Here is a 21,995-nt window from a genome sequence, read left to right as displayed (position 1 = left end):
CTAAACTAAATGACAGGCTGCTTGATGTTTTGCTCCAATTTCTTTCATGACCGGCTCTTCGACTTTACATCTTTCCATCTTAAATGGACAACGAGTATGGAAGCGGCAGCCCTTTGGCGGATTGAGAGGAGTAGGCAATTCTCCTTCTAAAATAATCCGTTCCAATCGATCCTTCTGATGAATCATCGGCCTTGCCGATAACAATGCTTGTGTATACGGATGTGCCGGACGATCAAAAAGCTCCGATGTTTCGGCAATTTCGACCAGCTTTCCAAGATACATCACACCCACACGATCAGAAATATGGTTAATCACACTTAAATCATGAGAGATAAAGAGATAGGTTAAGGAAAATTCCTTCTGCAGATCCTTAAACAAATTAATGACCTGAGCCTGCACCGAAACATCAAGTGCTGAGACCGGTTCATCACAAATCACTAATTTTGGATTCAAGGCTAACGCTTTTGCAATCCCAATCCGCTGCCTTTGCCCCCCAGAAAATTCATGAGGAAAGCGATTCTTCACTTTCTGAGAAAGTCCAACCTTATCCATCAAAAACTCTACTCTCTTTTCCCTTTCTGCTTTTGTGTCTATATTATGAATGTACAAAGGTTCACTAATGATTTCACGAACGGTCATCCTTGGGTGCAAGGAGGCATAGGGATCCTGAAAAACAATCTGCATGTCTCTTCTTGTATTCTTTAATTCCTCACCCGAAAGCTTCAGGATGTCTTTTCCTTCGAAAAGAACCGTACCTTCCGTTGGTTCGATTAACCTTAATAGCGAACGTCCCGTTGTACTTTTCCCGCATCCAGATTCCCCAACAAGAGCAAGTGTCTCTCCAGAATAGATGCTAAAATTCACATCATCTACCGCTTTTACGACGGGTCGATCCTCCCTTTTTAAACGACTCATGATTCCTTGGTTGACTGGAAAATATTTTTTTAAATGTTTTATTTCCATAAGAGTCTTTGTTGCTACTGCAGTTTCCACGGTTCTCCACTCCCCTCGAAAAATTCATTGTAACGCCAGCAGCTCACTCTCCTGCCTTCGGCCGCTTCCATTAATGGAGGTTCCTCAGCGCTGCATCGTTCTTCTGCAAATGGACAGCGATCATAAAAGACACAGCCCGATTTGATTTCACCTGCTAATGGGACAACACCTGGAATTGAATAAATCCGTTCACCCTTTTCTTCTATAGAATTGACTGATTTCAATAATCCCTGTGTATAGGGATGCAGCGGCTTGGCGAACAGTTCCTCCTTCGTTGCCTCCTCCATTATTTTTCCGGCGTACATCACTAAAACTCTTTGGCAATGGTTTGCAACTACCCCTAAATCATGAGTAACCAGGATCATGGACATATCCATTTTTTTAATTAACGAGGATAGCAAATCAAGAATCTGAGCTTGGATGGTTACATCTAAAGCCGTTGTCGGTTCATCTGCAATCAATAACCCTGGCTGGCAGCAAATGCCCATGGCGATCATAATCCGCTGCCTCATTCCTCCAGATAGTTCATGGGGATAAGCACGCATTCGATTAGCAGCTGATGGGATTCCAACAGTCTCCAGCATTTCAATCGCTATTTTCCGAGCTTCCTTCTTACTAACGGATTGATGCGCTAGAATTTGTTCGGTAATTTGGCTCCCGATGGTAATCAAAGGGTTCAAGGCTGTCATTGGCTCTTGAAAAATCATCGCGATTTCATTTCCGCGAATGTTTCGCCAATCCTTACTTCGATGGTTTAACAAATTATCACCGTTCCAGAGAATTTCACCTTGTGTGGCAATGAGTCCCTTATTTTTCAACAACCCCATGATGGCGAGCGAGGTCATGCTTTTCCCGCAGCCTGACTCTCCAACAATCCCAAGACTTTCTCCCTTTTTTAGTGAAAAATCAATCCCTCTAATCACTTCGGTAATTTCATCATTTTTACTAAATCCCACTCTCAAATCACGCACATCGAGAAGAGTACTCATCTTTCATGTCCTCCTTCTTTGTCTATCTGGACGATTTCATTTTAGGATCAAAATAATCACGTAGTGCATCTCCACACAAATTGATACCTAGTATAGTTATAAACATCACGATACCTGGAACGAATAAATACCAAGGGGCTAAAAACATGTAATCCTTCCCCTGATTGACCATCGATCCCCAGCTTGGATCGGGTGCTTGAACACCTAATCCCAAGAAGCTTAAACTCGCTTCCGACAAAATCGTCGAGGCCATTCCCAGGGTTGCGATAACAGCCATATTTCCGTAGCAGTTTGGCAGAATGTAGCGAAAGAGAATTCGAAATACATTTGCGCCTAATGCATGCCCACCTTCTACAAACTCTCTTTCCTTTAAAGAAAGAGTTTGCGAACGGACAAGTCGGCACATTTCAGGCCAGCTTACTAAGCCTAGGGCAAGGATAAGATTAATAATACTAGGCCCTAAAGCGGCCATAATCGCAATCGCGAATAAAAGCCCCGGGAAACTAAAAATGATATTCGTTATCGCCATGATAACCTTATCGGTTTTTCCTCCAAAATAACCGGCAAATAGCCCTAACAGTCCTCCGATGACAACTGAAATAATTTGGACAACAACGGCGATGATGAGCGATATTTGCCCGCCATATAAAACTCTGGTGAAAATATCACGGCCTAAATGGTCTGTTCCAAACCAGTGTGTCGAAGAAGGTGCCTGTAATACAGCTGTTAAATCATTGACGTTAGGATTATAAGGTGTTAGAAAAGGGACGGCGATGGTCCCAAGTACTAATGCACCAGCTGCCCCCATTCCTAGCATCGAAAAGGAAAATTTCATCTTTCGCCTTTTCGTTTTCTTCCTAGGTAATACTAGATCCGACTGGATAACCGTTGATTCCACTGTTTCCATTTTGTCATCCCCTTTTTACTTAGTTTCTTCCCTTATGCTTCTACTCGAATTCTTGGGTCAATCAATCGGCAGCAGATGTCTGTTAGTAAATTTACGACTAAGAATACCGTTGCAATAAAAACGACACAGCCCTGAACAGTCGGAAGATCTCTTTGTAAAATTCCATCAATAAGCAGGCGCCCGATTCCTGGTAAGCCAAATATCGTTTCGGTAATCACGGCACCAGAAAGCAAAAGTCCCATTTGAACACCGATAATCGTCAAGATTGGCGGTAAAGCATTTTTCAATCCATGCTGGATAATGATTTTGAAATGAGATATTCCTTTTGAATAAGCAGTCGTCATATAGTCCATTTTTAAAATATCGATCATGGAAGACCTTGTAATACGAGCAATGACTCCACTTACAGCCAATCCAAGCGTGACGGAAGGTAAAATGAGATATTTTAACTCACCAGCTGCATACCCTGAAGCAGGTAACAGCTGGAATTGAACAGCAAATACATACATGAGCATCAGTCCCAAAAAGAAGGAAGGGACTGAAACTCCTGCAATGGAAAAGGAACTGACCATGGAATCAATCCAAGATCCACGATAAAGAGCACCGACAATTCCGAGAGTAATTCCGACGATAATTGCCACAAATAATCCTAATAATGTAATTTGAAAGGTAACGGGAATTCGCTCCATCAGCAATTCCGTCACAGCACTTCTCGTTTGATAGGAAGTTCCTAAATCTCCTTGAACCAGACCTTGAAGAAAGTGAAAGTATTGAGCATACAGCGGGTCATTAAGACCCCACTGCTCCCTGATTTGTTCTATCACTTGTTTATCCAAGGCCCCTGATCTCGCATCCATTAATTGAGCCACTGGATCTCCCGGGATAATATTCATTAAGATAAAAACAATGAGTGTGATTGCAATCCATATCGGGATGGCTTCTACTAATCGCTTAACACCGTATGAAATCATAGAATCAACCTCCTTCTATTATTTAAGTGATTCGTCAATCCACACTTTCGTCAAATCCTGAAAATCGATATCCGTTGGTACTGGCTCTAAACCCTTTACCCATGGCTGATGAACAATTACTGCTTTGTTGTAGTTGAAGAACCACCATGGAGCATCTTTCATTACGATTTCCTCCGCTTCTCTTGCAAGGCTGATCATTTCCTGATCATCAGTCGTTTGAAGAGCTTTATCCAGTACAACATCAACCTCTGGATTTTCGTAATTACTTGTATTTCCTGAAGCTCCCTTATTTTTACTGTGGAAATATCGAGCTAGGAACTCAACTGGATGAGTGTATCCACCATTTGAAGACATGGCAGTTGAGTAATCTCCGTTATTTAAACGATCTGTCAACGTTGCAAAATCAACTTGTTCTGTTTCAACCTTGATTCCAACCTCTCCCAAAAATCCACTTAATGCCTCAACTGCAGGCAATCCAAATGCAGGGTGGGAAGTAGTTAAAATTGGTAACGTAAATCCATCTTCATATCCAGCTTCTTTTAATAATTCTTTTGCCTTCTCAGGATCATATTCATAACTCGTTACATTCTCGTTATATCCTTTGATAGACGCTGGAAGTGCTCCTTCCGCTGAATAAGCTTTATCCTGAAGGACGGTTTTAATAATCGTTTCACGGTCAATCGCATGGTTGATGGCTTCACGAACAAGAACATCTTGCCATGGTCCTTCTTTTTCAAGATTAAACTTTAAGTTACGCGTAAATAATTCCGGCACTTCTACAATCGAGTTTTTATAAGTAGGGTCACTCTTATATCTTTGGTATTGCGCATCCCCAAGTAACATCATATCCAGCTGTTTTGAAGCAAAAGAGTTATCACGGGCAGTTTGATCACCCATAATCTTGTAAACTACTTTTTCTAAGTATGGTTTACCTGCATGGTAGTCTTCATATCCTTCAAGGACAATTTCACTGTCTCGAATCCAGCTTGAAAATTTAAATGGTCCAGCTCCTACAGGCTCTTGTCCAAACTTATCTCCTTTTTCTTCCACTACTTCTTTCGGTACTGCTGCGGTAAAAGGAAGAGACATATTGTTAAGGAACGTATTATCTGGTTTTGAGATTGTGATTTCTAAATTGTAGTCATCTACGACCTTAATGCCACTTACTTCCGTTGCTGCCCCACTCATAAATTCCTGACTTCCTACTATCGCGAGTAAGCTTCCTGCATTAGGAGAAGCACTCTTTGGATTAAGGACTCGCTCCATCGTATATTTAAAGTCCTCAGCCTTAACTTCTCTTCCATTATGGAATTTGACTCCTTTCTTTAATGTAAAAGAATAAACCGTACCGTCGCTGCTCACTTCCCACTTTTCAGCATTGGCTGCCACAAACTCTCCTTTTGCAGCATCATAACGAATGAGAGGTTCAAAAATATTCCAAGTAACCATGGAAGTATTGGTTCCGTGTGTACGTAACATTGGGTCCAGGTTTTGTGGATCACCATATATGGCTGCTCTAACTAACGTACCGCCATACACCGGTTCTGAACTAGTTTCAGAGGTTTTGGTTACAGTAGACTCTGAGGATGTAGAACTTTTTCCACTACTACAAGCACTTAAAAGAAATACCATTACAATTAGCCCTATTAGAAAACGACTTCTTCTCATCAAGATTCCCCCTGGAAAATATTTTTCTAGAAATACTACTGTGTTTAGTGCTCGTTTCCTTATATGTAAGAACGGAACCACCTCCTTTTTTAGTAAGCACAATTATGTATGGTGTAAAGTGCCTTTACCAACTATCAATGTTACATTTTCTTACATAATTGGTTATATTTTGTTATGTTTTTTTGCTTAATCCGATTATAAGTGGATAATATTTATTAGTAAACAATATTTTTATTATATTAGGAATATTCACTTAATTAGGAACATCTATGAAAAGTGAAGTAAAACGCTTTCTTTCTTAAATTTAAAGGATTTTAAAGCTATTGTAGTACTATTTTTTCTTTGAAAAATTCCGCGTTAGCTTTCCTAACACGAAACAACCAAAAAAGATAGAAAAGAAATTTTCTAAGCCTAATCTTAGAAAAAAATACCTGACTTATTCTTAGAAAAACAAAAAAAAGCATTCATTGTTGAAGCATCGAAAGGCTCGTTTGATGCAGCATTTTGGCTCCTGATCGGATTTTCCCTCATTTGCACTATTGTTTATTTCATTTTTAATAAAAAAAGTCCCAAGTGAAAATTAATCACCTGGCACTTTTGGATTCGCCACATTAAGTCGGCTACCAAAAAGTATCTTTGCGGTTCTAGTCCGATAATCGTAAACGGATAGCGAGCTAACACCACTTCTATTCTCCTAATTCACCGATTTCCTCAAATTTTCTACTCCAAAGTGAGAACTCTTTCGTGTAAATAGATTTGCATATTTCTATATCATTTTGATAATGGTTCAAAACGGGGAATTGATTTAAAATTGATGAACCTTGAAACACAGATAGAACAATCTTATGTGAACCTTCTATTTTCCTAGCTTGGTTATATAGTTTTTGTAAGTCTTCGGATTTAACATCAGTATACAATTCAATAAAGTCCTTATCCGGATGCTGAAGATGCTGATTAACCAATGAAATAAGTTGCTGATCTTTTAATACATACAGTCCAATCATGACCAATGCATCTTCCAGCATATTTTCTAGTGTTGGAATCCAGGTTATTTTTTGTTGAACCTGCTTGTTCGCAGTAAATTCTTCTGTTGGTGATAGTATCCACGCGGGTCTGCTATTTTCCGATAGATAAAGAGTATGGGATATATTGATGATTCCAATATCATACGAATGCTTCTGTCCAATTAGAATTTGACAGGTAAATGTAGCCATTTTTACATACCTCCCATTATACGATTTGATTTTTCTAAGTTTTTCATATGGCTTTTTATTTTTGAAATATAGTCTTCATTTAGATAACCTTTTGCACCTCGAAGAATTTCATCTTGATACCATTGAGGTGGAGCACTTTCTTCCATTTTGTTTGTTACGACAAAGGTTAGCGCCTGAACTTTCTTTCCGTTACATTCAATCGTTACAAAAGTAGGGCGATATGCTTTAGGTGCGCCTTCACGACCATATAAGTATTCCTTTAATACTTTAACAGGAATTTCATATACTTTTCCTTCTACTCTTCCACCTTCTTCTACAATATCAGCACGACCCATTCCGTCTTCTGTTGATTTCCTTGTAAACCTGAGAGTATAGTTCGTTAATATACCGACTCCACGCATATTTCGGAAGTAATGGCCGAACCCAGCCTCACGAATACGTTTTTGGTCCATGCAGCTTCCATATGCAAAATAAAGAACAGAATCATTCTGCATCAATAAAAGGTTGTGCTCCTTCCAATCACCATTTGGTATGATCCTTTTACCTACATTTACATGACTAGCTACATATATATAAGCAATTGAATGGCCTTTGTCTGTATAAACCGTTTGTTCAATTCTTTCATATAAGTTGTTTGTTCCGCCTACGGTATATCCTTCTAGTTGGTCTAGTCTTTTTAAAGTACTTGCTGAAACTGAGTATAATTCACCATAAATTCGTGAAGTTTGTGATTGTTTCATTGCCGGAAAGCCACATCCTGTGTCATACAGTAATCCATTTGTCCAGCACTGCTCAGCGATGCATGTGGCACCTTTTAATAGGTGGGCATTTACTTCTCCTTTGCGCAACGTTCCATAAACAAAGATTTTAATCATCATTTATCACTCCTTCAATTTTGTTAACTTGAGTATAAACAGAAAAGGTTGGGATTCTCCCAACCTTTAAATTTGTTTTATAATCTTCGTAGGAAAAGCACATCTCCAACGATAACCAATTCCTCTCTTGGAAACTATTATTCCATTATGATCGTCAGGTATGCAGCCCCTTACTTTTCTCCTAAGCCTTGAGATATTGGCTCTAATTGTGCTATCTTCTGGTTGCTCGTCCTCTTCCCAAACATTTAATAGCTCTTCCTTACTAACAAATTTATAATCCCTTTCAATCAAATGCTGAACCACGATGGCACTCATCAATAACGATTAAATCAAAAAAGGAAGGAGGAACTTGCTTGTAAATTTTATCTTCTTCATTAGGTCCTGTTATGGATTGATATAGTCCCGTATATACTTCATAACTTGTATTTATTTTACGGTTTTTTATTTTCGTCATAACCGATTTGAAAGGTTTAAAATCCTGATTCATTGTTTGGTCCACTAGGATATTTCTGTCGGCTAAAAATAAAATTCGTTTAGCCTTTCTTGCCTTCCATAAGCGATAAATAAGCAATGCAAGTAAAGGGTTAATAGGTTGTGGTTTATTCGTTTCTATCATTTGCTCAAGTTTCTTTTCTTCAATCATCACTTTAGCCATGTCATTGGCTAGCGAAAGACGAGCATTGAGTGGGATACACAATTGCTTCATACATTCATTGATTTGTTTGTTAAATTTCTCGAGACGGAGTATGTACCGTTCACACTCGTCACTATCCACGTCCAGTGATAACAGCTTTTGTTCGTTTGTGTATTTCAAATATAAGTTAAACACTAACGTTTTCAACGAAATACTGTCCGCCAGTGTAAAATGGTCATTGAGTTTCGTGAGCTGATTAAATAACTTGGGCATTGGTTTTCTGCTCTTGACATTATCATTTGGTTTAGGTTTGGTAGGATTGGTTACAACTGCTTTTTCCGCCTCTTGTTTAGCTTCTCTTTGTGTTTTTGACAAATTTCTAAGTGAATTGGCTAACAGTTTCTCTTGAGCCATTAATATCATTCCTTTCAAATTCTTACTGCTGGGAAATTAGATTTTCGAGAAGGAACTAGGTCTTGGTCCTCTCATTCCCTCACTAAAAAAAACACCCTCTAGGGGGCTTTGGCATGAAATCAAGTGGTTTCGTTCCCAGTTGAGTGTTACATGATTTACAAAGTGTTATTAAATTATCATCATCCAAACGCAACTCAGGATGTGTGCTACGTGGCTTTATATGATGAACCTCAAGGGGGTTTGTTGTTTCAATATTCCACTTAATTAAACAGCGCTGACAGACTTCACCATCACGTTTAATGATTTTCAATCGTTTCTTTTTCCATGCTGCTGATTTAAGAAATTTAGTTTCCACTGCATTACGCTTATTTTTTTCTCTGTTCCTAATCCGATTTGCTTCTATTTTACATTCACATATAGTAGTATTAGGTACCCTTTTACCGCAGCTACATAATTTCATGAAAGGCATAACACATTCTCCTTTGAATATTAATATTCAATTATTTTACATTCATCAAATACGTCCAGGACACTTGGTTTTCTTCGTGCTTCACGTTTGATTTTTGCCTGTTTAATAACTTCAGCTTTGATTCGAGCAGTTCCGCTTGTTTCAGTGCCATGTTGATCTTGAAATTCTTTCGCTTCAGCTTCATATGGTTCAAAATCTTCAATAAGCACCTTAAAGCGAACTTCAACGTATTTTTTATCTGCCAATTTTTTTACCTCCTAAATAAAATAAGAGCTACCGATTTAATCGGTAACTCCTTGTTATTCGTCTTTGAGTGAATTAATTTCAATACTGAAACCAAATCCATTGTAGCTGGCAGTAATCACTTCGGTGTCGCCATATTTAATGATATTTGAAACAACAACTCTGCCATCATCTTTATATTGAATTGTATCGCTGTAAAAATTAATGCTTAAATTCAGCTTAGTACCAGGAAGGTTGAACCTAGCATCTCCCATAGGACCAATTGAATAAAAATTTTCATCATAAGAGCTTACAATCCAATTGCTTTTAATTTGTTCGGTAGCTGCTTCATAACCTAATTCCTTGTAATAATCATAAGCTTCTTTTAAAGCTGTTTTAACTTTTTCCGATAATAATTGATTAATATAATTTGTCATTATAAATACCTCCATTGTAGTGTCTTAGTGTGTCTACTAGTGTCTAATAGCGTCTAAAATATAAGTACATAACTTGATATACAATCAGGTAGATTTTAATAAAAATATTGGCTTTAATCGAAAACGAAGCCGATAGGCGAAGAACACCGCAACGTCTGAAATGAGCTAGCATTTCTATGCGTTAACTCTCATGAGCTTGCGAATGAGAGTTCAATCATTTTGTTTAAATCGTTTATAATGTCATTGTAGTTATCGTTAACACCGTAATTGTGCTAAACTTATTTGCTCATAAGAGCTCCGCTGGGCCCAGACACAGCCTAGGGCTGGCGACAGACAAGCTGTCCGCCTGAACTTCGCACTACGTGCTCAGTTGTAGTGGAATTTTTACAACAGGCGGACACTAAGCGTCATTAGTATTGATTCTCTTATAGTCACTATAAGGAAGCGGGTTCTAATGTCATTTGCTGTCCGTTGCTAATTTTCTCAACAATCCAAACGGTTTTCTTCTTTTTATTAATGATCTGACGTTTATCAGAAACTATAAACCCATAAGCATTGATAACTTCATTAATAGTCGTTAAATTAGCGAGTCTATTATTCCTTTTAGAAGCTCCAAAATAGTAGCTGATTTTTTCTTCAAAATTACGTTTTTCATCATCAAACAACCTAATGCCTTCCTGCCCCTGTAGATATGGAACTAATTCATCTGTTATACGTTTTTTATATTCCATCTTGTTTTCCTCAGAAGCAATATACTTATTTCTCCAATGGATTATAGCAGGTCTATTGAATAATTCTTTGACCAGCTTTTGATAATTTTTGACAATGCTTTGGAGTTCATCAGTAGATAAAGCACCATCGTCTATATCCACTAAGTATTTGCATACCAATGGGGAAATGTAATCCAACTGATAGCTTAGTAACTTGGCATATTCTTCACTTTGAATAAGCCTTTTTTCTATCTTTAAATTCTCGGATTCTTCCCTATTTACATCATCATTAAAAAAGTAATCAACAGCCATTGACTCAGCTAATATTTGGATTTCTTCATCTGACTTGTTTTCGTTGCCAGGGAAGACCCTTAAACCATTTTTAAATTTTTCAATATTTTTATCTCGATAATTTCTGAACCTTCTAATAAAACCAACCTGAGCTATTATTAAGTCGTAAAAATTATCTAAAACAGGTTTGTTTTCAGTAGAAAGCCATACAGTTAGGCGGTCATTAGGATTTTTAATATCAAATCGTTTACGCCCAACCATCTGTTGAATCTGAACATGGTCATACTGATTCAACAGGATAATATGTTTAAAATCTGGGTCAATGATGTCGATACCATTATCAATAGCTTTATTTGCTAATGCGATTTGAGTATCAAACCTTTTTATTGGCAACCAGTTGTCCAACTTTAGCAGCCATTTGAGGTATTTTTAAACCATTAAATCTGCCATCATCAGTTTTTACCCATACGGAATGATAAAACTCTATTTTGTAGCCTTTTTGCCGATATTTATGGCACATTTTTGCAATCATTACTCTGGAAGTCATATCTGCAACAAATACCATTATCTTTTCGTTTTTATCAATTCCCTTAATGATTTGTTTAAGATCCTTATTAGTACAGATGAAGTCCATTCGGTCATTAAACCCAAGCACATTTCTGTAATCCAGTTCCTTGTAAGTTAAACCTTTATTATTGAAGTACTTTATAATTTGCTGTGGTGTAGCGGTAAAGAAAATAACTGGTTTTCTATCAGATACTTCAAGAATTTTATCCATGATTGTACCTGTGGTACCATTCCAAGCGTCTGCAATAAAGTAATGGGCTTCATCACATAGGATTATTTCTGCTTCATCTATCGCTAAAAGCATTTCATCATGAGCAGACAACTTTTGATAACTGGCTACAGTTACGCCTTTAGCTCTAAAAATCCCCATTTCTTCACAAGCTTTTTCAACATCATCATTAAACTTCAAAACAACGGCAGTTCGATTAGCCATTACTAAAATTTTCTTACCGGCTAATTCATGATACTTTCCTTTACCGAAGCCATAGTTTTCATTTTCAAAATGGGGTTTGATAATGTCTTCAATAATGAAGGTGGATTTTCCAGTTCCTGTAGGTGAAACAATTAGTGTAAATCCTTCCTTGTTGTCCAACATCAATTTCAAATCAGCTTTGGTTAATATTTCCGTAATGTAGTTAAATTTTTTCTCCATTTCTGTTCTCCCTTTTAGGACAATAAACAGCATTAAGTTGAATTCTCTTATAGTGCTGGTAAAAAGTTGATTGTAATGCCGTTTACTGTCCTCGAAATTTAAATTTTTTGTCTTGTTCATGACACCGCTATTATATTGAGAAGGTTTTCAAATGTAAGGCAAGTGGGAGAAAGAATTTTCAAATTGAAAAAATCCGCTTGGCTCAAGGGCTGGAAAATTTTTCTGGACGGCATTTTTTTGCCGTCTTACAATATAGTAAATACCTAATATTAGGAGCTGATAGAATGGAAATTTACCGTGTGAAAAGTGGCATAAGAGTATTAATGCGAGCGTTTTTTGATGAAGAGCACAAAGATGGGGTTATAGCTTTAGCAACAATGGAATTGTTTTTCGATTTAGGACTTTTTAATAATAATGAAGTAGTTGCAAAAGCGATTGAAGAACTGGGAGCTTTTGCCTTGCTGAAGAAAATGAGCCTATTCGACACAATGAAAGCTAGAACTATTGAAAAATTGTTGAAGGGTTATTAAATAAATTGTGTTTACCTGTGGCAGATCCACGGACAATTATTAAAGGAGTGTGAATAGTATGGAAATGGATTTTACGAGAACTGGAATTAAAGTAGGATTGGAATTGTATCTAAATGCTGAGGAAGACTCCATTGTAACCGAGCATTTTGAATTAATGTACAGCTCTGGGTTAATGAATGATGTTGACCACGTTTTAAGTGTTATGGAAGTGGAAGAAGCTTACATTTTATTTCCGTTTATAGTCAAATTGATGAATACTCAAATAATAAAGCTGAAAGAAAATTTACGGAATGTAAAAATACCTGGCATGATTTAGGAGTGGTTGATAATGGGATTGAAGCTGATCTATAAAAAATCAATGGCTCTTGAACTTATCCGAATGGGAAATGACTTGGAATATACCAGTAAAAACCGAGAAAATCCGAAATATCAAGTTTACTTTTTCGAGCATACAGAAAAGCTAAATCAAGATATTGCAATACTTCAAGTGCGATTGGAAAAGGAGCGTGGAATATATGGAACTTTCAAAAGTGGGAACAGTAGTCAATAACACCATGATTGAAGCTTTGATTAATTTATTGATAGCTAAAGAGGTCATTACAATTGAAGAAATGACAGAAGCTATTGAGATTCAATTGGAGAAGCGTTCCTAATAGGAGCGTTTTTCTTTTATCATAAAAAAAGCCACCGAATTGAATGTTCGGTGTCCTTCGGAGATTGGTTATTTTTTTACTTCTATCAATTTTCTATAAGCTTTGAACTTATTCATACTATCTTTAAGTTTGAAAGTATCTGCCTTATTTTCAGTATCCTCGATATCTAAAACATCATATTTCAAAATTAATTCCTTAAATTTTCGATTCTCCGAATAAAGAGAATTAATAAGGATTAACTCAAACTCAGCATTAGACCATTGAGCTCGTAACATACCAAAGTAATATCTCCTATCTCCGATAATTGTTTCACGTCCATATTTTTCCAAAATTTCTTTTTGTTCATTTTCATCATTTGCTACATTATTTACTATAAATTTAACTATTCGATAGTTAAATCTCATGTAATGTCCAATTTGATTGCCATATAATTCATGAAATGTTTTATAGACTTCATCTAACCCCTCTTGATTAATAGTGTCAACATTACTAAAAATCTTTTCATTATATTCCTTTTTTTGGATAGGGTTATCTAACCAATTTTTCAAACCTTTTTCAGGATTTTCACTTAAAAATAGTGTTTTCGCATAGTTTTCTTCAAAAACATACTTTAATATTGAAAACGCCTCTCGCCCTGAAAATGTATCTCTGTATGGCTTAACTTGAATATTATTAACAATTTGATGATGATACTAAAAAAAGCATTGTCGATCTGCTGGACTTTAGCTGTTAAATTTCCTGTTTTAAATTCTTCTCGAGTTAATGAAAGTTCTTTTCGCTGTAAAGCTAATTCTTTGCTTTGAATAGCAATAGTATGTATTACAAACAAAATGCTAGCTAAAGAAAGGAGCCCTACAGTTGTTCCACCAAAGAAATCCCCTACTGTACCTAATTCATCAATTTCTGTAACAGTGAAATTTGTTTTTGATAACGCCATAATTATGAATGGATTTAATATAGCACCAACAATTACTATTCCTCCAGCTATGAGCCAACCATTTGTTAACTTTTTGTCATTTTCCTCCAAAATATTCCCCCCCAACATACGTAACCCTTCGATTAAGCTAAAATTCCTTTTTGTTCCATTATATCAATTTTATAAATTATATTAATAAAAACTTTTTCTGAATTCACCTTACAATTTTAAAAACGTCAATATAATAACTTTGTAATCAATAACAAACAACAAATCGGAGGAAAATTTAAATGAAAAAAATTGAACTATCATATGAAGGAACTGTATTCAACAAAATCGCTGGAAATGAAAAGAAAGCGATGTATTACAACGTGGAGCTAAACAATTTACTTATTGTTACAACTGACGAGAAAGCAGAAGAAGAAAAAGCGATGTCCATGTCTTATACTGAATTGTACCAAAATGGAGAGCTTGACGAAGATGAAATTGAAGGTCTTGAATTTGACGAAAACGGTAATGTTATCATCAGCTTAGATGGTGAAGATTTCAATGATATTATCGAAGATGCTATTGGTTTTATTGTCGGAGACCGTTGGGACAATTTGTGTGAAGCAGCTGAATACACTACTAATACAACAATATTAATTCATAAACCATACCACACAACAACGGATTATATCATTAATTATGACTTAAATCCGAGTAAATTGAAAACACTGTCTGTCGCTGAAGCAATCAAAGATTTTGAACAATCACTGCCTGAATTGATTGGATACAAAACAATCGAAGTTATGAAAGGCAAAGCTTATCGTTACGGTGAAATTCCTGAAGAAGTTTTTGAAACTCATTTTGAATAATCAACTAAACCACAGCTTTGACGAGCTTGTGGTTTTATTTTTGCTCCTAATAGGAAAACAAAGCTATGCCAAAATTAACGCGTAGCATTCGTTTACTGTTGATCTTCACGTTGCCACTCCTTTGTGGAAGGTCGGCACCAAATACCGACCTTAAAATTGAATATTAAGATTCAAGAATTATGTCTGTGTGAAACACGACACACTTCAATTATTTAACCAATCATAATACGGTAATTCTCCACTGCTGCTAAACTCAATGTTTCCGTTTTTCATATCGACTTTATGAGCCATGTTTTTAATTGAAGCGTAAGCATATCCCCTAATCTTATTTGCTGGTACTCTGTCGTAGGTACAATCTTCAATCTTTTCATTAACGAATGTTTCAATGAGCGTTAACCATGATTGTTTACTCCATCTGCTCGGTGCAAATTCGGTGTAAAATTCATTACAGGCACTGATTAATGCAATTTTAAATTTATTAGCGTTTAAAAATTTGTCAATGCCTTGTAAATTAACAATGTTTCTTTTATCTTTATTTTGTTTTTCTTTGTTTGTTATTAATTCTATTTCTTTTAATAGTTGAGTGTTTTCAACATTTGAATTTGAACAATTGATTTTGCACTGTTCAAAATCGGCAACACAAGAATCTTTACAAGAAGTACATTCCTCTTTTTCTTTACTTTTGGGTTGCTGATTTTCAGCAATTGAAACACCTAGTAAATGTGTAAAACTTTCGGTTATAGCGGTTATTTTAAATTTTCTTTGATTTATTTCTTCAATCATATTTAAAACGTGACTATCGTCAAAAGCTACGTCACTGACGTTGTAATAATACAAAGTCTTTTTTCCATCTCGATATTGAATTGTGACCCAATACTTTTTCGCTTCCAATTCCTTTATTGCATTGGTTATTGGGCCTCGTCCGAACTTGCTGTACAATTGCATTTTGCTGATTACCCATGTATCTGGTAGCGACATTAAGTGAGCGATTAAACCGATGCTCCTAATGTCTTCAAGTTGTTGAAGTGCTCCGTTATGGATCTGAGCATAATCACTTGTTTTCCTTCTTTTAATAATTCCGTTCATTATGAAATTCTCCCTTTTTACTTCATTAAGCAAACTTGCTATAATGAAGTTAGATTTTTTGTGAAACGTTCCCCGACAGTTTGCCGACCTAAGGGAACGTTTCTTTTTGTTTTTAAACTTTTCAATAATAACACACGTCAATTTATTTCTAAATCTAAAAAATATTATTTAAGGCTCCGTATTGCTTATGGCTTTCGGCTACGTCTTTTGACCAAAGATTTACATATTTCTTTGTAATTTCTAACGAAGTATGACCAAGCAATTGTTGTAAGTGAAAAGCGTTGCCACCATTTTGAATGAAAAATTTAGCTGATGAATGTCTGAATGTATGAGCTGAAACACGAACATTTGTAATTCCAGATAGTTTGGCGTAATGCTCAATCCTGTTTTGAATGCTCCGTTTTTTGAGTTCGTCTCCATCGACATTGATGAAAAGTTTATCAGTGTGACAATTGCCACGAATTTTAATCCAAATATCCATTTGTTCCTTCAATTTCTTGCTCATAGGAACTACACGCTCAAAGAATGTTTTGGTTTCCCTTATAATGATCTCATGTTCCTTTACGTCTGTAAGTTCGATATTGACCAGCTCATTGAGTCGAATTGCAGTATCAAGCATTAACAACATAATGGTGTAATCACGAATGCCAACAAAAGTACGTTTGTTACAAAGCGAAAATAATAGTTTTACCTGCTCCTTAGAGAATGATGGCACAACTTCTTTGCGCTGTTTTAAAAGTTTTACGTTAGCCATAGGATTTTTTTTGATATGTTTATTGGTATACAAAAAGTTGAAAAAACATCGTAGTGCTCGTAGCTTTGTGTTTATGGTTGTTATTTTCAATCCCCTTTCTTGCATATCCAAAATCATTAATTTAATGTCACGTTCAATCATGTTGACTAATGGCTGGTCTTTTGATTGTAAATTTTCTCGATAGTATTTGATGGTATGGGGGCGTAAATTTTTAAGATGGCATTCTTCGTAAAACAATTTTAGTGCTTCTTCGTCAGTTGTGACGAATGTTGTCTTGGTGGAAATTCGTAATTCATCATCTGAAAGCTGACTCCTTCTTTTACTCACTGCACACTACCTCCGCACACTTTTTGTGGATATTTTGTCGTGTGAAATAAACACAAAAAAGACTTCATGCAATTAAGCATGAAGCCTTGGTAATACTGCTTTGTTAGGATACCGGTGGTCGGGGTCGAACCGACACTCCAGAGGAACACGATTTTGAGTCGTGCGCGTCTGCCAATTCCGCCACACCGGCAAATCGTTGGCAGGGGTAGTAGGAATTGAACCCACACCAAAGGTTTTGGAGACCTTCGTTCTACCTTTAAACTATACCCCTATAAAAAAGTGAAATAACTATCATAAAATAACTTGGTGGAGGGGGACGGATTCGAACCGCCGAACCCGGAGGGAGCGGATTTACAGTCCGCCGCGTTTAGCCACTTCGCTACCCCTCCACATTGGAGAAATCAATAATATGAAATTTATGGAGGAGGAAGAGGGATTCGAACCCCCGCGCGGTTTGACCCGCCTGTCGGTTTTCAAGACCGATCCCTTCAGCCAGACTTGGGTATTCCTCCGAATGAAAAATTTGGTAGCGGCGGAGGGGATCGAACCCCCGACCTTACGGGTATGAACCGTACGCTCTAGCCAGCTGAGCTACACCGCCAAATTTTTTAAATTATACACCTATGCTTACAAAAGTATACTTTGGTGGAGCCTAGCGGGATCGAACCGCTGACCTCCTGCGTGCAAAGCAGGCGCTCTCCCAGCTGAGCTAAGGCCCCAAAAATTGTGCTTGATGGTCGGGAAGACAGGATTCGAACCTGCGACCCCTTGGTCCCAAACCAAGTGCTCTACCAAGCTGAGCTACTTCCCGATAAAATATGGCGCGCCCGAAAGGAGTCGAACCCATAACCTTCTGATCCGTAGTCAGACGCTCTATCCAATTGAGCTACGGGCGCAATTTATACTATAACTTCTATTCTGGAAATGGTGCCGAGGACCGGAATCGAACCGGTACGGTAGTCACCTACCGCAGGATTTTAAGTCCTGTGCGTCTGCCAATTCCGCCACCCCGGCAACATTGGAGCGGAAGACGGGATTCGAACCCGCGACCCCCACCTTGGCAAGGTGGTGTTCTACCACTGAACTACTTCCGCATTTTTTTATGATAATTTTATTTTAATTCGTTTTGGTTATTTTCTAACGAAAATAATTTTGGTGCGGGTGAAGGGAGTCGAACCCCCACGCCTTGCGGCGCCAGATCCTAAGTCTGGTGCGTCTGCCAATTCCGCCACACCCGCATGTAATATCGCCTTCTAGAAAAACGAACTAGAAAACTAAGTTGCTAACTTCGCTACGTCGTAGCAGCGACATTGATAATCTTACAACGGATTGCGACAAAAATCAACACTAAATTTTAAAGTTTTTTTTGAAACGCAAAAAGTACTGATATTATTCCACAATATATATTATCACCATACCTACACTATGCTGAGGTTATAATAAAAAAATAAAAATGGTTTAGAACGTTTTTAATGGGTAAAAATACAATATAATTCATTCCCCAAAAAAGGAGATGATGCGATCTTGAGTTACAATCAGAAGAAAGACGTCGAAAAAATGCCCGCAAATCATGTGGATCAAGAAGAAACCATACCTAATAGTGAGAAGTCACCTGAATTTGATGTATTCGGAACTGCTCTAAATGACCTGCACAGTCCTTTTGAATTTTAAAAAACCCAGTGTATCAAAGAGACTGATCTCTTTAATACACTGGGTTTTTTACTTACGTTTTAACGCCTTCAAAATAATCGCTTCCCCATTAAATGAAATAATTTTTTCATCCTGTATGAGTATTCTAAATTTATCTTTAATCTTATCGGAAGATTCAAGAATAAATTTAGTCAAATGAATTTTTTCTGATTCCGGAAGCTTCATATTTGCACACCACGATTCAAATTGAAACGTCTTCTCAAAACGATGCCATTCAAAAACTTCTAAATCACTATCCTCAAGTTTTTGAATCCATTCTGATTTTTTCCACGCACGGAAATGACTATAATCACGTATTTTCTCTATCGTATTGTAAAATTCATCATATTCTTTCCATTCAGGTACAACATTATCATCCAATAAAAATTGACCGCCCGGCTTCAATACTCGATATACTTCCTTTATGAATAAATCCACATTAGGAAAATGATGTGGCGCAATCCTGCAGGTAACAATCTCAAACGATTCATCGGTAAAAGGGAGCTGCTCTGCGTCACCTTGAACAAATTCCACATTTTGATGACCGTTTTCTGTAATAAAACTCTCAGCCGCTGTCAACATTTCTCCGGTAAGGTCAACCGCTGTCACTTTTTTAACTAAAGGTGCAAACGCATTGGCAGTATGCCCACCGCCTGTGGCTATATCGAGCAGTACTTCCTGACCATAGATTACTGCCATTTCTACCATCTTCAATAAGTCTTTCCCATCCTTATGAATAGGACTTGAAACGTACGAAGCAGCATTTTTTCCAAATTGCTGTTGAACGTCTTTTTTAATATCCATACTGTATCACCTCTTAATTCTAATTTAATCTATCGTGCTAATTAATAAAATTATGAGGTTTTTATGATATCCAATAAGAAAAACTTATAGTGATTTACATTTCAAATTCGAGTACAACAGGACAATGATCACTTCCCATTACATCACAATGAATATCCGCATTGATTAACCTATCACGAAGTTTTTCTGAAACAATAAAATAATCAATCCGCCAGCCAATATTCCTCTCACGAACCTTAGCCATGTATGACCACCATGTATAGGCTCCTTCTTTTTCCGGATAAAAGTAGCGGAAGCTATCAATGAACCCTGACTCAAGCAGCGAAGTCATTTTTCCTCGTTCCTCCAGAGTAAAGCCGGAATTACCTAAGTTTGACTTCGGATTTCTCAAGTCAATTTCCTGATGAGCCACATTTAAATCCCCACATAATACAACAGGCTTAACTAAGTCTAATTCTTTTAAATAGGAGATAATCTGATCCTCCCATTCTAATCGGTAGCTAAGTCTTGCTAAATCTCTTTGAGAGTTCGGAGTATACACGTTCACCAAGTAAAAACCTTCAAATTCCAATGTCAGGATTCTTCCTTCCTCTTGTGAATCCTCATTTCCTACACCATAAGTGACAGAAATAGGCTTCTTTTTGGTGAAAACGGCTGTACCTGAGTAGCCTTTTTTGACCGCATAATTCCAGTATTGGTGATATCCTTCAAGTTCCAGGGTAATTTGACCTTCCTGCAATTTCGTTTCCTGAACACAAAAGATATCAGCATTGACTTCATTAAAATAATCTAAAAAACCTTTATTCACACAGGCTCTAAGCCCGTTGACATTCCAAGAAACTAATTTCATGATTTATATCCCATCCCCATTAATTACTTATCATTCATAGATTGATAGGAGACATTGTATCAGCTTTAGATAATGAAGGAAAGCAGTTGGTTTTGCTGATATATTTTTTATAAGGAATACCGTACATAAATTTCCAATAAACGGGAAACATATTTTTAAAAAAGGATGTCCGGATGAAAGATTTAATTAAATTCCTAACGAGATACGAAAAGTTTGTTTTTATTATAATGATTGTTGTTCCTTGGCTGTCTGCTCCTTTATTAGGAAGGAAAACATTTAAGCGGTTTACCCTAGGTGCATTGTTTATTGGCATTTTTGTTTTCATTGAAAGTTTGTTTGCTCACAAAAGGTTATGGTGGTTATTTCATAAAAGACTTTTTCCAAAGGTTATTGGGGAACTTCCACTAATCATTGGGCCATTCTTCATTGGAACCCTATGGATTATGAAGTTTACCTATGGGAATTTCAAACGATACTTTCTTACCAATTTCTGTATTGATGCATTTTTTGTTTATATACATGTCCCAATCCTAAAAAAACTTGGGTATGCCTCTCTAATCAGATTAAGTAAATTTAACTTTTTACTCATCTTTTTATTCAAGGCTATGCTGCTATATCTTTTCCAAATGATCTTTGAGAAAAAGAAAATCAGATAAAGTCACAAAAGGACAACTGTAAAAGTTGCCTTTTTTCATGGTATCAAATATTGTTCTGTTAATTGTGTCGAAAATAGCTGCGATGCTGGTACGATTTTTATGTTACGTTGTTTGTATTCTTCCATTGATTGAAAAATCCCGACAGAACATACTTTTCCCGTCACCCCAACATGCCCGATGGCAATTCCCCTGCCAGTGAATTCGGTTATTTTCGCCAATCTCTTCATCTGTTTTCTCACGTGGCTTGATGACGATATATCATCAAGGAAAACATCCCTTTTTAATAGCGGCACGTTCATTTCCTTTGCAAGCTCTGGAAATTTCGATTTAGGACTTGTCCCGCTATCAATGATATACAACTTTCTCTCTTTTGCCACTTCAACAATCGCTCTGACGACTTCCTCATCCTCCACCGCTAAAGACCCCATATGATTATTCATCCCCACTGCATGTGGTACAGACTTTAATGCTTCCTCTACCCTTTTCTTTACCTCTTTATGTGATAAATCGACAGTAATTGGTTTCGGACCAAGCCAGGATCGTTTTCCCCTTTTCGGCTGCATTGGTAAATGCACGATTACTTCAAATCCATTTTTATGCGCCCATTCAGCATGTTTCTTTGAATTTTCGGTAAAAGGCATGACTGCTGCCGTGATCGGAATATTCCCCTCGAGGAAATCTCTAACACCACCAGTACCTCCGCCGAAATCATCAATTATGATGGCAGCCTTCAGCTGTTTATCTTCATTCTTCACCGCTGAAACAGGCTTTTGCATGGAAAGCAGTAATAAGGGGATTAGGAATAGAGCAAATCTTTTCATAAAAACCTCCCAGTGTGATGTTATTAGGTTAATTTGCCC

General features: G+C 37.0%; 26 protein-coding genes, 11 tRNA genes and 1 pseudogene. 6 read left to right on the top strand and 32 right to left on the bottom strand.

The genetic code is table 11. The annotated features are described in order from the left end of the window. From QFZ31_RS32065 to QFZ31_RS32005, 14 genes and pseudogenes are all read right to left on the bottom strand, one after another. The gene (locus tag QFZ31_RS32065) at window positions 1–963 is read right to left on the bottom strand and encodes an ABC transporter ATP-binding protein (protein WP_307311893.1); all 963 of its coding nucleotides are present in this window, start codon (window positions 961–963) and stop codon (window positions 1–3) included. A gap of 14 nt (window positions 964–977) precedes the next feature. Beyond that, a complete protein-coding gene (locus tag QFZ31_RS32060) occupies window positions 978–1,982 on the bottom strand; it encodes an ABC transporter ATP-binding protein (RefSeq protein WP_307311148.1) in 1,005 nt (334 codons plus the stop codon). 22 nt (window positions 1,983–2,004) lie between these two features. Further along, window positions 2,005–2,889, bottom strand: a complete 885-nt coding sequence (locus QFZ31_RS32055) for an ABC transporter permease (RefSeq protein ID WP_307311146.1) — start codon at window positions 2,887–2,889, stop codon at window positions 2,005–2,007. Window positions 2,890–2,921: 32 nt separating this feature from the next. After that, a complete protein-coding gene (locus tag QFZ31_RS32050; RefSeq protein WP_307311145.1) occupies window positions 2,922–3,860 on the bottom strand; it encodes an ABC transporter permease in 939 nt (312 codons plus the stop codon). 18 nt (window positions 3,861–3,878) lie between these two features. After that, the gene (locus QFZ31_RS32045; protein WP_307311143.1) at window positions 3,879–5,528 is read right to left on the bottom strand and encodes an ABC transporter substrate-binding protein; all 1,650 of its coding nucleotides are present in this window, start codon (window positions 5,526–5,528) and stop codon (window positions 3,879–3,881) included. A gap of 686 nt (window positions 5,529–6,214) precedes the next feature. Then, window positions 6,215–6,742 carry a hypothetical protein gene (locus QFZ31_RS32040; RefSeq protein WP_307311141.1) on the bottom strand — a complete coding sequence of 176 codons (528 nt, stop codon included), beginning with the start codon at window positions 6,740–6,742 and terminating at the stop codon, window positions 6,215–6,217. A 2-nt stretch (window positions 6,743–6,744) separates the two neighbouring features. Next, window positions 6,745–7,620, bottom strand: coding sequence for a gamma-glutamylcyclotransferase (locus tag QFZ31_RS32035; RefSeq protein ID WP_307311139.1), 876 nt, complete (start codon window positions 7,618–7,620; stop codon window positions 6,745–6,747). Window positions 7,621–7,683: 63 nt separating this feature from the next. Next, a complete protein-coding gene (locus tag QFZ31_RS33925) occupies window positions 7,684–7,932 on the bottom strand; it encodes a winged helix-turn-helix domain-containing protein (RefSeq protein ID WP_373459946.1) in 249 nt (82 codons plus the stop codon). Beyond that, window positions 7,910–8,185: pseudogene (locus QFZ31_RS33920) on the bottom strand (DEAD/DEAH box helicase family protein); the annotation flags it as partial. The gene QFZ31_RS33925 and the pseudogene QFZ31_RS33920, both read right to left, overlap by 23 nt. A gap of 562 nt (window positions 8,186–8,747) precedes the next feature. After that, window positions 8,748–9,134, bottom strand: a complete 387-nt coding sequence (locus QFZ31_RS32025; RefSeq protein ID WP_307311136.1) for an HNH endonuclease signature motif containing protein — start codon at window positions 9,132–9,134, stop codon at window positions 8,748–8,750. Between the two features lie 20 nt (window positions 9,135–9,154). Next, the gene (locus QFZ31_RS32020) at window positions 9,155–9,379 is read right to left on the bottom strand and encodes a hypothetical protein (RefSeq protein ID WP_307311134.1); all 225 of its coding nucleotides are present in this window, start codon (window positions 9,377–9,379) and stop codon (window positions 9,155–9,157) included. Between the two features lie 54 nt (window positions 9,380–9,433). Then, entirely contained in the window at window positions 9,434–9,793 is a 360-nt protein-coding gene (locus QFZ31_RS32015; protein WP_307311132.1) for a hypothetical protein, read from the bottom strand. Between the two features lie 434 nt (window positions 9,794–10,227). Continuing rightward, a complete protein-coding gene (locus tag QFZ31_RS32010; RefSeq protein WP_307311130.1) occupies window positions 10,228–11,199 on the bottom strand; it encodes a hypothetical protein in 972 nt (323 codons plus the stop codon). Further along, window positions 11,168–12,013 (bottom strand): DEAD/DEAH box helicase, encoded by an 846-nt coding sequence (locus tag QFZ31_RS32005; protein WP_307311129.1) that lies wholly within the window; start codon window positions 12,011–12,013, stop codon window positions 11,168–11,170. The genes QFZ31_RS32010 and QFZ31_RS32005 overlap by 32 nt, the downstream gene beginning before the upstream one ends. Before the next feature lie 284 nt (window positions 12,014–12,297). On the opposite strand from QFZ31_RS32005, the gene QFZ31_RS32000 reads away from it, so the two are divergent. From QFZ31_RS32000 to QFZ31_RS31990, 3 genes are all read left to right on the top strand, one after another. Further along, on the top strand, window positions 12,298–12,543 hold the full coding sequence (locus QFZ31_RS32000) for a hypothetical protein (protein ID WP_307311127.1): 246 nt from the start codon (window positions 12,298–12,300) through the stop codon (window positions 12,541–12,543). 58 nt (window positions 12,544–12,601) lie between these two features. After that, the gene (locus QFZ31_RS31995) at window positions 12,602–12,859 is read left to right on the top strand and encodes a hypothetical protein (protein WP_307311124.1); all 258 of its coding nucleotides are present in this window, start codon (window positions 12,602–12,604) and stop codon (window positions 12,857–12,859) included. 199 nt (window positions 12,860–13,058) lie between these two features. Then, the gene (locus tag QFZ31_RS31990) at window positions 13,059–13,196 is read left to right on the top strand and encodes a hypothetical protein (RefSeq protein WP_307311121.1); all 138 of its coding nucleotides are present in this window, start codon (window positions 13,059–13,061) and stop codon (window positions 13,194–13,196) included. A gap of 68 nt (window positions 13,197–13,264) precedes the next feature. On the opposite strand, the gene QFZ31_RS31985 is transcribed toward QFZ31_RS31990, so the two are convergent. Together QFZ31_RS31985 and QFZ31_RS31980 are read right to left on the bottom strand one after the other, a co-directional pair. Beyond that, on the bottom strand, window positions 13,265–13,744 hold the full coding sequence (locus tag QFZ31_RS31985; protein ID WP_307311118.1) for a putative phage abortive infection protein: 480 nt from the start codon (window positions 13,742–13,744) through the stop codon (window positions 13,265–13,267). 62 nt (window positions 13,745–13,806) lie between these two features. Further along, entirely contained in the window at window positions 13,807–14,223 is a 417-nt protein-coding gene (locus QFZ31_RS31980; protein ID WP_307311115.1) for a hypothetical protein, read from the bottom strand. 179 nt (window positions 14,224–14,402) lie between these two features. On the opposite strand from QFZ31_RS31980, the gene QFZ31_RS31975 reads away from it, so the two are divergent. Further along, window positions 14,403–14,969 carry a hypothetical protein gene (locus QFZ31_RS31975; RefSeq protein ID WP_307311112.1) on the top strand — a complete coding sequence of 189 codons (567 nt, stop codon included), beginning with the start codon at window positions 14,403–14,405 and terminating at the stop codon, window positions 14,967–14,969. 204 nt (window positions 14,970–15,173) lie between these two features. Here the strand turns inward: QFZ31_RS31975 and QFZ31_RS31970 are convergent, their stop codons facing one another. The 13 genes from QFZ31_RS31970 to QFZ31_RS31910 form a co-directional block, all read right to left on the bottom strand. After that, a complete protein-coding gene (locus QFZ31_RS31970) occupies window positions 15,174–16,055 on the bottom strand; it encodes a hypothetical protein (protein ID WP_307311110.1) in 882 nt (293 codons plus the stop codon). A gap of 154 nt (window positions 16,056–16,209) precedes the next feature. Next, entirely contained in the window at window positions 16,210–17,136 is a 927-nt protein-coding gene (locus QFZ31_RS31965; protein WP_307311105.1) for a tyrosine-type recombinase/integrase, read from the bottom strand. A gap of 109 nt (window positions 17,137–17,245) precedes the next feature. Then, window positions 17,246–17,326, bottom strand: a tRNA-Leu gene (locus QFZ31_RS31960). A gap of 7 nt (window positions 17,327–17,333) precedes the next feature. Further along, window positions 17,334–17,407 (bottom strand) — tRNA-Trp (locus QFZ31_RS31955). A gap of 33 nt (window positions 17,408–17,440) precedes the next feature. Beyond that, window positions 17,441–17,525 (bottom strand) — tRNA-Tyr (locus tag QFZ31_RS31950). Between the two features lie 30 nt (window positions 17,526–17,555). After that, window positions 17,556–17,648: transfer RNA gene (locus QFZ31_RS31945), tRNA-Ser, on the bottom strand. 12 nt (window positions 17,649–17,660) lie between these two features. Further along, window positions 17,661–17,737: transfer RNA gene (locus tag QFZ31_RS31940), tRNA-Met, on the bottom strand. A 42-nt stretch (window positions 17,738–17,779) separates the two neighbouring features. Beyond that, window positions 17,780–17,855: transfer RNA gene (locus tag QFZ31_RS31935), tRNA-Ala, on the bottom strand. Between the two features lie 15 nt (window positions 17,856–17,870). Further along, window positions 17,871–17,947: transfer RNA gene (locus QFZ31_RS31930), tRNA-Pro, on the bottom strand. Between the two features lie 8 nt (window positions 17,948–17,955). After that, window positions 17,956–18,032 (bottom strand) — tRNA-Arg (locus QFZ31_RS31925). A gap of 29 nt (window positions 18,033–18,061) precedes the next feature. Next, window positions 18,062–18,150: transfer RNA gene (locus tag QFZ31_RS31920), tRNA-Leu, on the bottom strand. A gap of 5 nt (window positions 18,151–18,155) precedes the next feature. After that, a tRNA-Gly gene (locus QFZ31_RS31915) sits at window positions 18,156–18,230 on the bottom strand. A gap of 59 nt (window positions 18,231–18,289) precedes the next feature. Beyond that, window positions 18,290–18,374, bottom strand: a tRNA-Leu gene (locus QFZ31_RS31910). A gap of 286 nt (window positions 18,375–18,660) precedes the next feature. Between QFZ31_RS31910 and QFZ31_RS31905 the strand changes: the two genes are divergently transcribed. After that, a complete protein-coding gene (locus tag QFZ31_RS31905; protein WP_307311103.1) occupies window positions 18,661–18,807 on the top strand; it encodes a hypothetical protein in 147 nt (48 codons plus the stop codon). A gap of 48 nt (window positions 18,808–18,855) precedes the next feature. Here the strand turns inward: QFZ31_RS31905 and QFZ31_RS31900 are convergent, their stop codons facing one another. Together QFZ31_RS31900 and QFZ31_RS31895 are read right to left on the bottom strand one after the other, a co-directional pair. Further along, window positions 18,856–19,629, bottom strand: coding sequence for a class I SAM-dependent methyltransferase (locus tag QFZ31_RS31900; RefSeq protein WP_307311100.1), 774 nt, complete (start codon window positions 19,627–19,629; stop codon window positions 18,856–18,858). 94 nt (window positions 19,630–19,723) lie between these two features. Then, window positions 19,724–20,479, bottom strand: a complete 756-nt coding sequence (locus QFZ31_RS31895) for an exodeoxyribonuclease III (protein ID WP_307311097.1) — start codon at window positions 20,477–20,479, stop codon at window positions 19,724–19,726. A 173-nt stretch (window positions 20,480–20,652) separates the two neighbouring features. On the opposite strand from QFZ31_RS31895, the gene QFZ31_RS31890 reads away from it, so the two are divergent. Beyond that, window positions 20,653–21,135, top strand: coding sequence for a hypothetical protein (locus QFZ31_RS31890; RefSeq protein WP_307311095.1), 483 nt, complete (start codon window positions 20,653–20,655; stop codon window positions 21,133–21,135). A gap of 35 nt (window positions 21,136–21,170) precedes the next feature. Here the strand turns inward: QFZ31_RS31890 and QFZ31_RS31885 are convergent, their stop codons facing one another. Beyond that, on the bottom strand, window positions 21,171–21,956 hold the full coding sequence (locus tag QFZ31_RS31885; RefSeq protein WP_307311092.1) for a divergent polysaccharide deacetylase family protein: 786 nt from the start codon (window positions 21,954–21,956) through the stop codon (window positions 21,171–21,173). Between the last annotated feature and the right edge of the window lie 39 nt (window positions 21,957–21,995).

The organism is Neobacillus niacini (assembly GCF_030817595.1).
Classification (GTDB): domain Bacteria; phylum Bacillota; class Bacilli; order Bacillales; family Cytobacillaceae; genus Neobacillus; species Neobacillus niacini_G.
This window is presented reverse-complemented; position numbering and strand designations above follow the sequence as displayed.

What these genes read in the sequence shown, in the direction of transcription:
- QFZ31_RS32065 (WP_307311893.1), bottom strand. Translation starts at nt 963, where the DNA reads ATGGAAATAAAACATTTAAAAAAATATTTTCCAGTCAACCAAGGAATC.
- QFZ31_RS32060 (WP_307311148.1), bottom strand. Translation starts at nt 1,982, where the DNA reads ATGAGTACTCTTCTCGATGTGCGTGATTTGAGAGTGGGATTTAGTAAA.
- QFZ31_RS32055 (WP_307311146.1), bottom strand. Translation starts at nt 2,889, where the DNA reads ATGGAAACAGTGGAATCAACGGTTATCCAGTCGGATCTAGTATTACCT.
- QFZ31_RS32050 (WP_307311145.1), bottom strand. Translation starts at nt 3,860, where the DNA reads ATGATTTCATACGGTGTTAAGCGATTAGTAGAAGCCATCCCGATATGG.
- QFZ31_RS32045 (WP_307311143.1), bottom strand. Translation starts at nt 5,528, where the DNA reads ATGAGAAGAAGTCGTTTTCTAATAGGGCTAATTGTAATGGTATTTCTT.
- QFZ31_RS32040 (WP_307311141.1), bottom strand. Translation starts at nt 6,742, where the DNA reads ATGGCTACATTTACCTGTCAAATTCTAATTGGACAGAAGCATTCGTAT.
- QFZ31_RS32035 (WP_307311139.1), bottom strand. Translation starts at nt 7,620, where the DNA reads ATGATGATTAAAATCTTTGTTTATGGAACGTTGCGCAAAGGAGAAGTA.
- QFZ31_RS33925 (WP_373459946.1), bottom strand. Translation starts at nt 7,932, where the DNA reads ATGAGTGCCATCGTGGTTCAGCATTTGATTGAAAGGGATTATAAATTT.
- QFZ31_RS32025 (WP_307311136.1), bottom strand. Translation starts at nt 9,134, where the DNA reads ATGCCTTTCATGAAATTATGTAGCTGCGGTAAAAGGGTACCTAATACT.
- QFZ31_RS32015 (WP_307311132.1), bottom strand. Translation starts at nt 9,793, where the DNA reads ATGACAAATTATATTAATCAATTATTATCGGAAAAAGTTAAAACAGCT.
- QFZ31_RS32005 (WP_307311129.1), bottom strand. Translation starts at nt 12,013, where the DNA reads ATGGAGAAAAAATTTAACTACATTACGGAAATATTAACCAAAGCTGAT.
- QFZ31_RS32000 (WP_307311127.1), top strand. Translation starts at nt 12,298, where the DNA reads ATGGAAATTTACCGTGTGAAAAGTGGCATAAGAGTATTAATGCGAGCG.
- QFZ31_RS31995 (WP_307311124.1), top strand. Translation starts at nt 12,602, where the DNA reads ATGGAAATGGATTTTACGAGAACTGGAATTAAAGTAGGATTGGAATTG.
- QFZ31_RS31990 (WP_307311121.1), top strand. Translation starts at nt 13,059, where the DNA reads ATGGAACTTTCAAAAGTGGGAACAGTAGTCAATAACACCATGATTGAA.
- QFZ31_RS31975 (WP_307311112.1), top strand. Translation starts at nt 14,403, where the DNA reads ATGAAAAAAATTGAACTATCATATGAAGGAACTGTATTCAACAAAATC.
- QFZ31_RS31970 (WP_307311110.1), bottom strand. Translation starts at nt 16,055, where the DNA reads ATGAACGGAATTATTAAAAGAAGGAAAACAAGTGATTATGCTCAGATC.
- QFZ31_RS31900 (WP_307311100.1), bottom strand. Translation starts at nt 19,629, where the DNA reads ATGGATATTAAAAAAGACGTTCAACAGCAATTTGGAAAAAATGCTGCT.
- QFZ31_RS31895 (WP_307311097.1), bottom strand. Translation starts at nt 20,479, where the DNA reads ATGAAATTAGTTTCTTGGAATGTCAACGGGCTTAGAGCCTGTGTGAAT.
- QFZ31_RS31890 (WP_307311095.1), top strand. Translation starts at nt 20,653, where the DNA reads ATGAAAGATTTAATTAAATTCCTAACGAGATACGAAAAGTTTGTTTTT.
- QFZ31_RS31885 (WP_307311092.1), bottom strand. Translation starts at nt 21,956, where the DNA reads ATGAAAAGATTTGCTCTATTCCTAATCCCCTTATTACTGCTTTCCATG.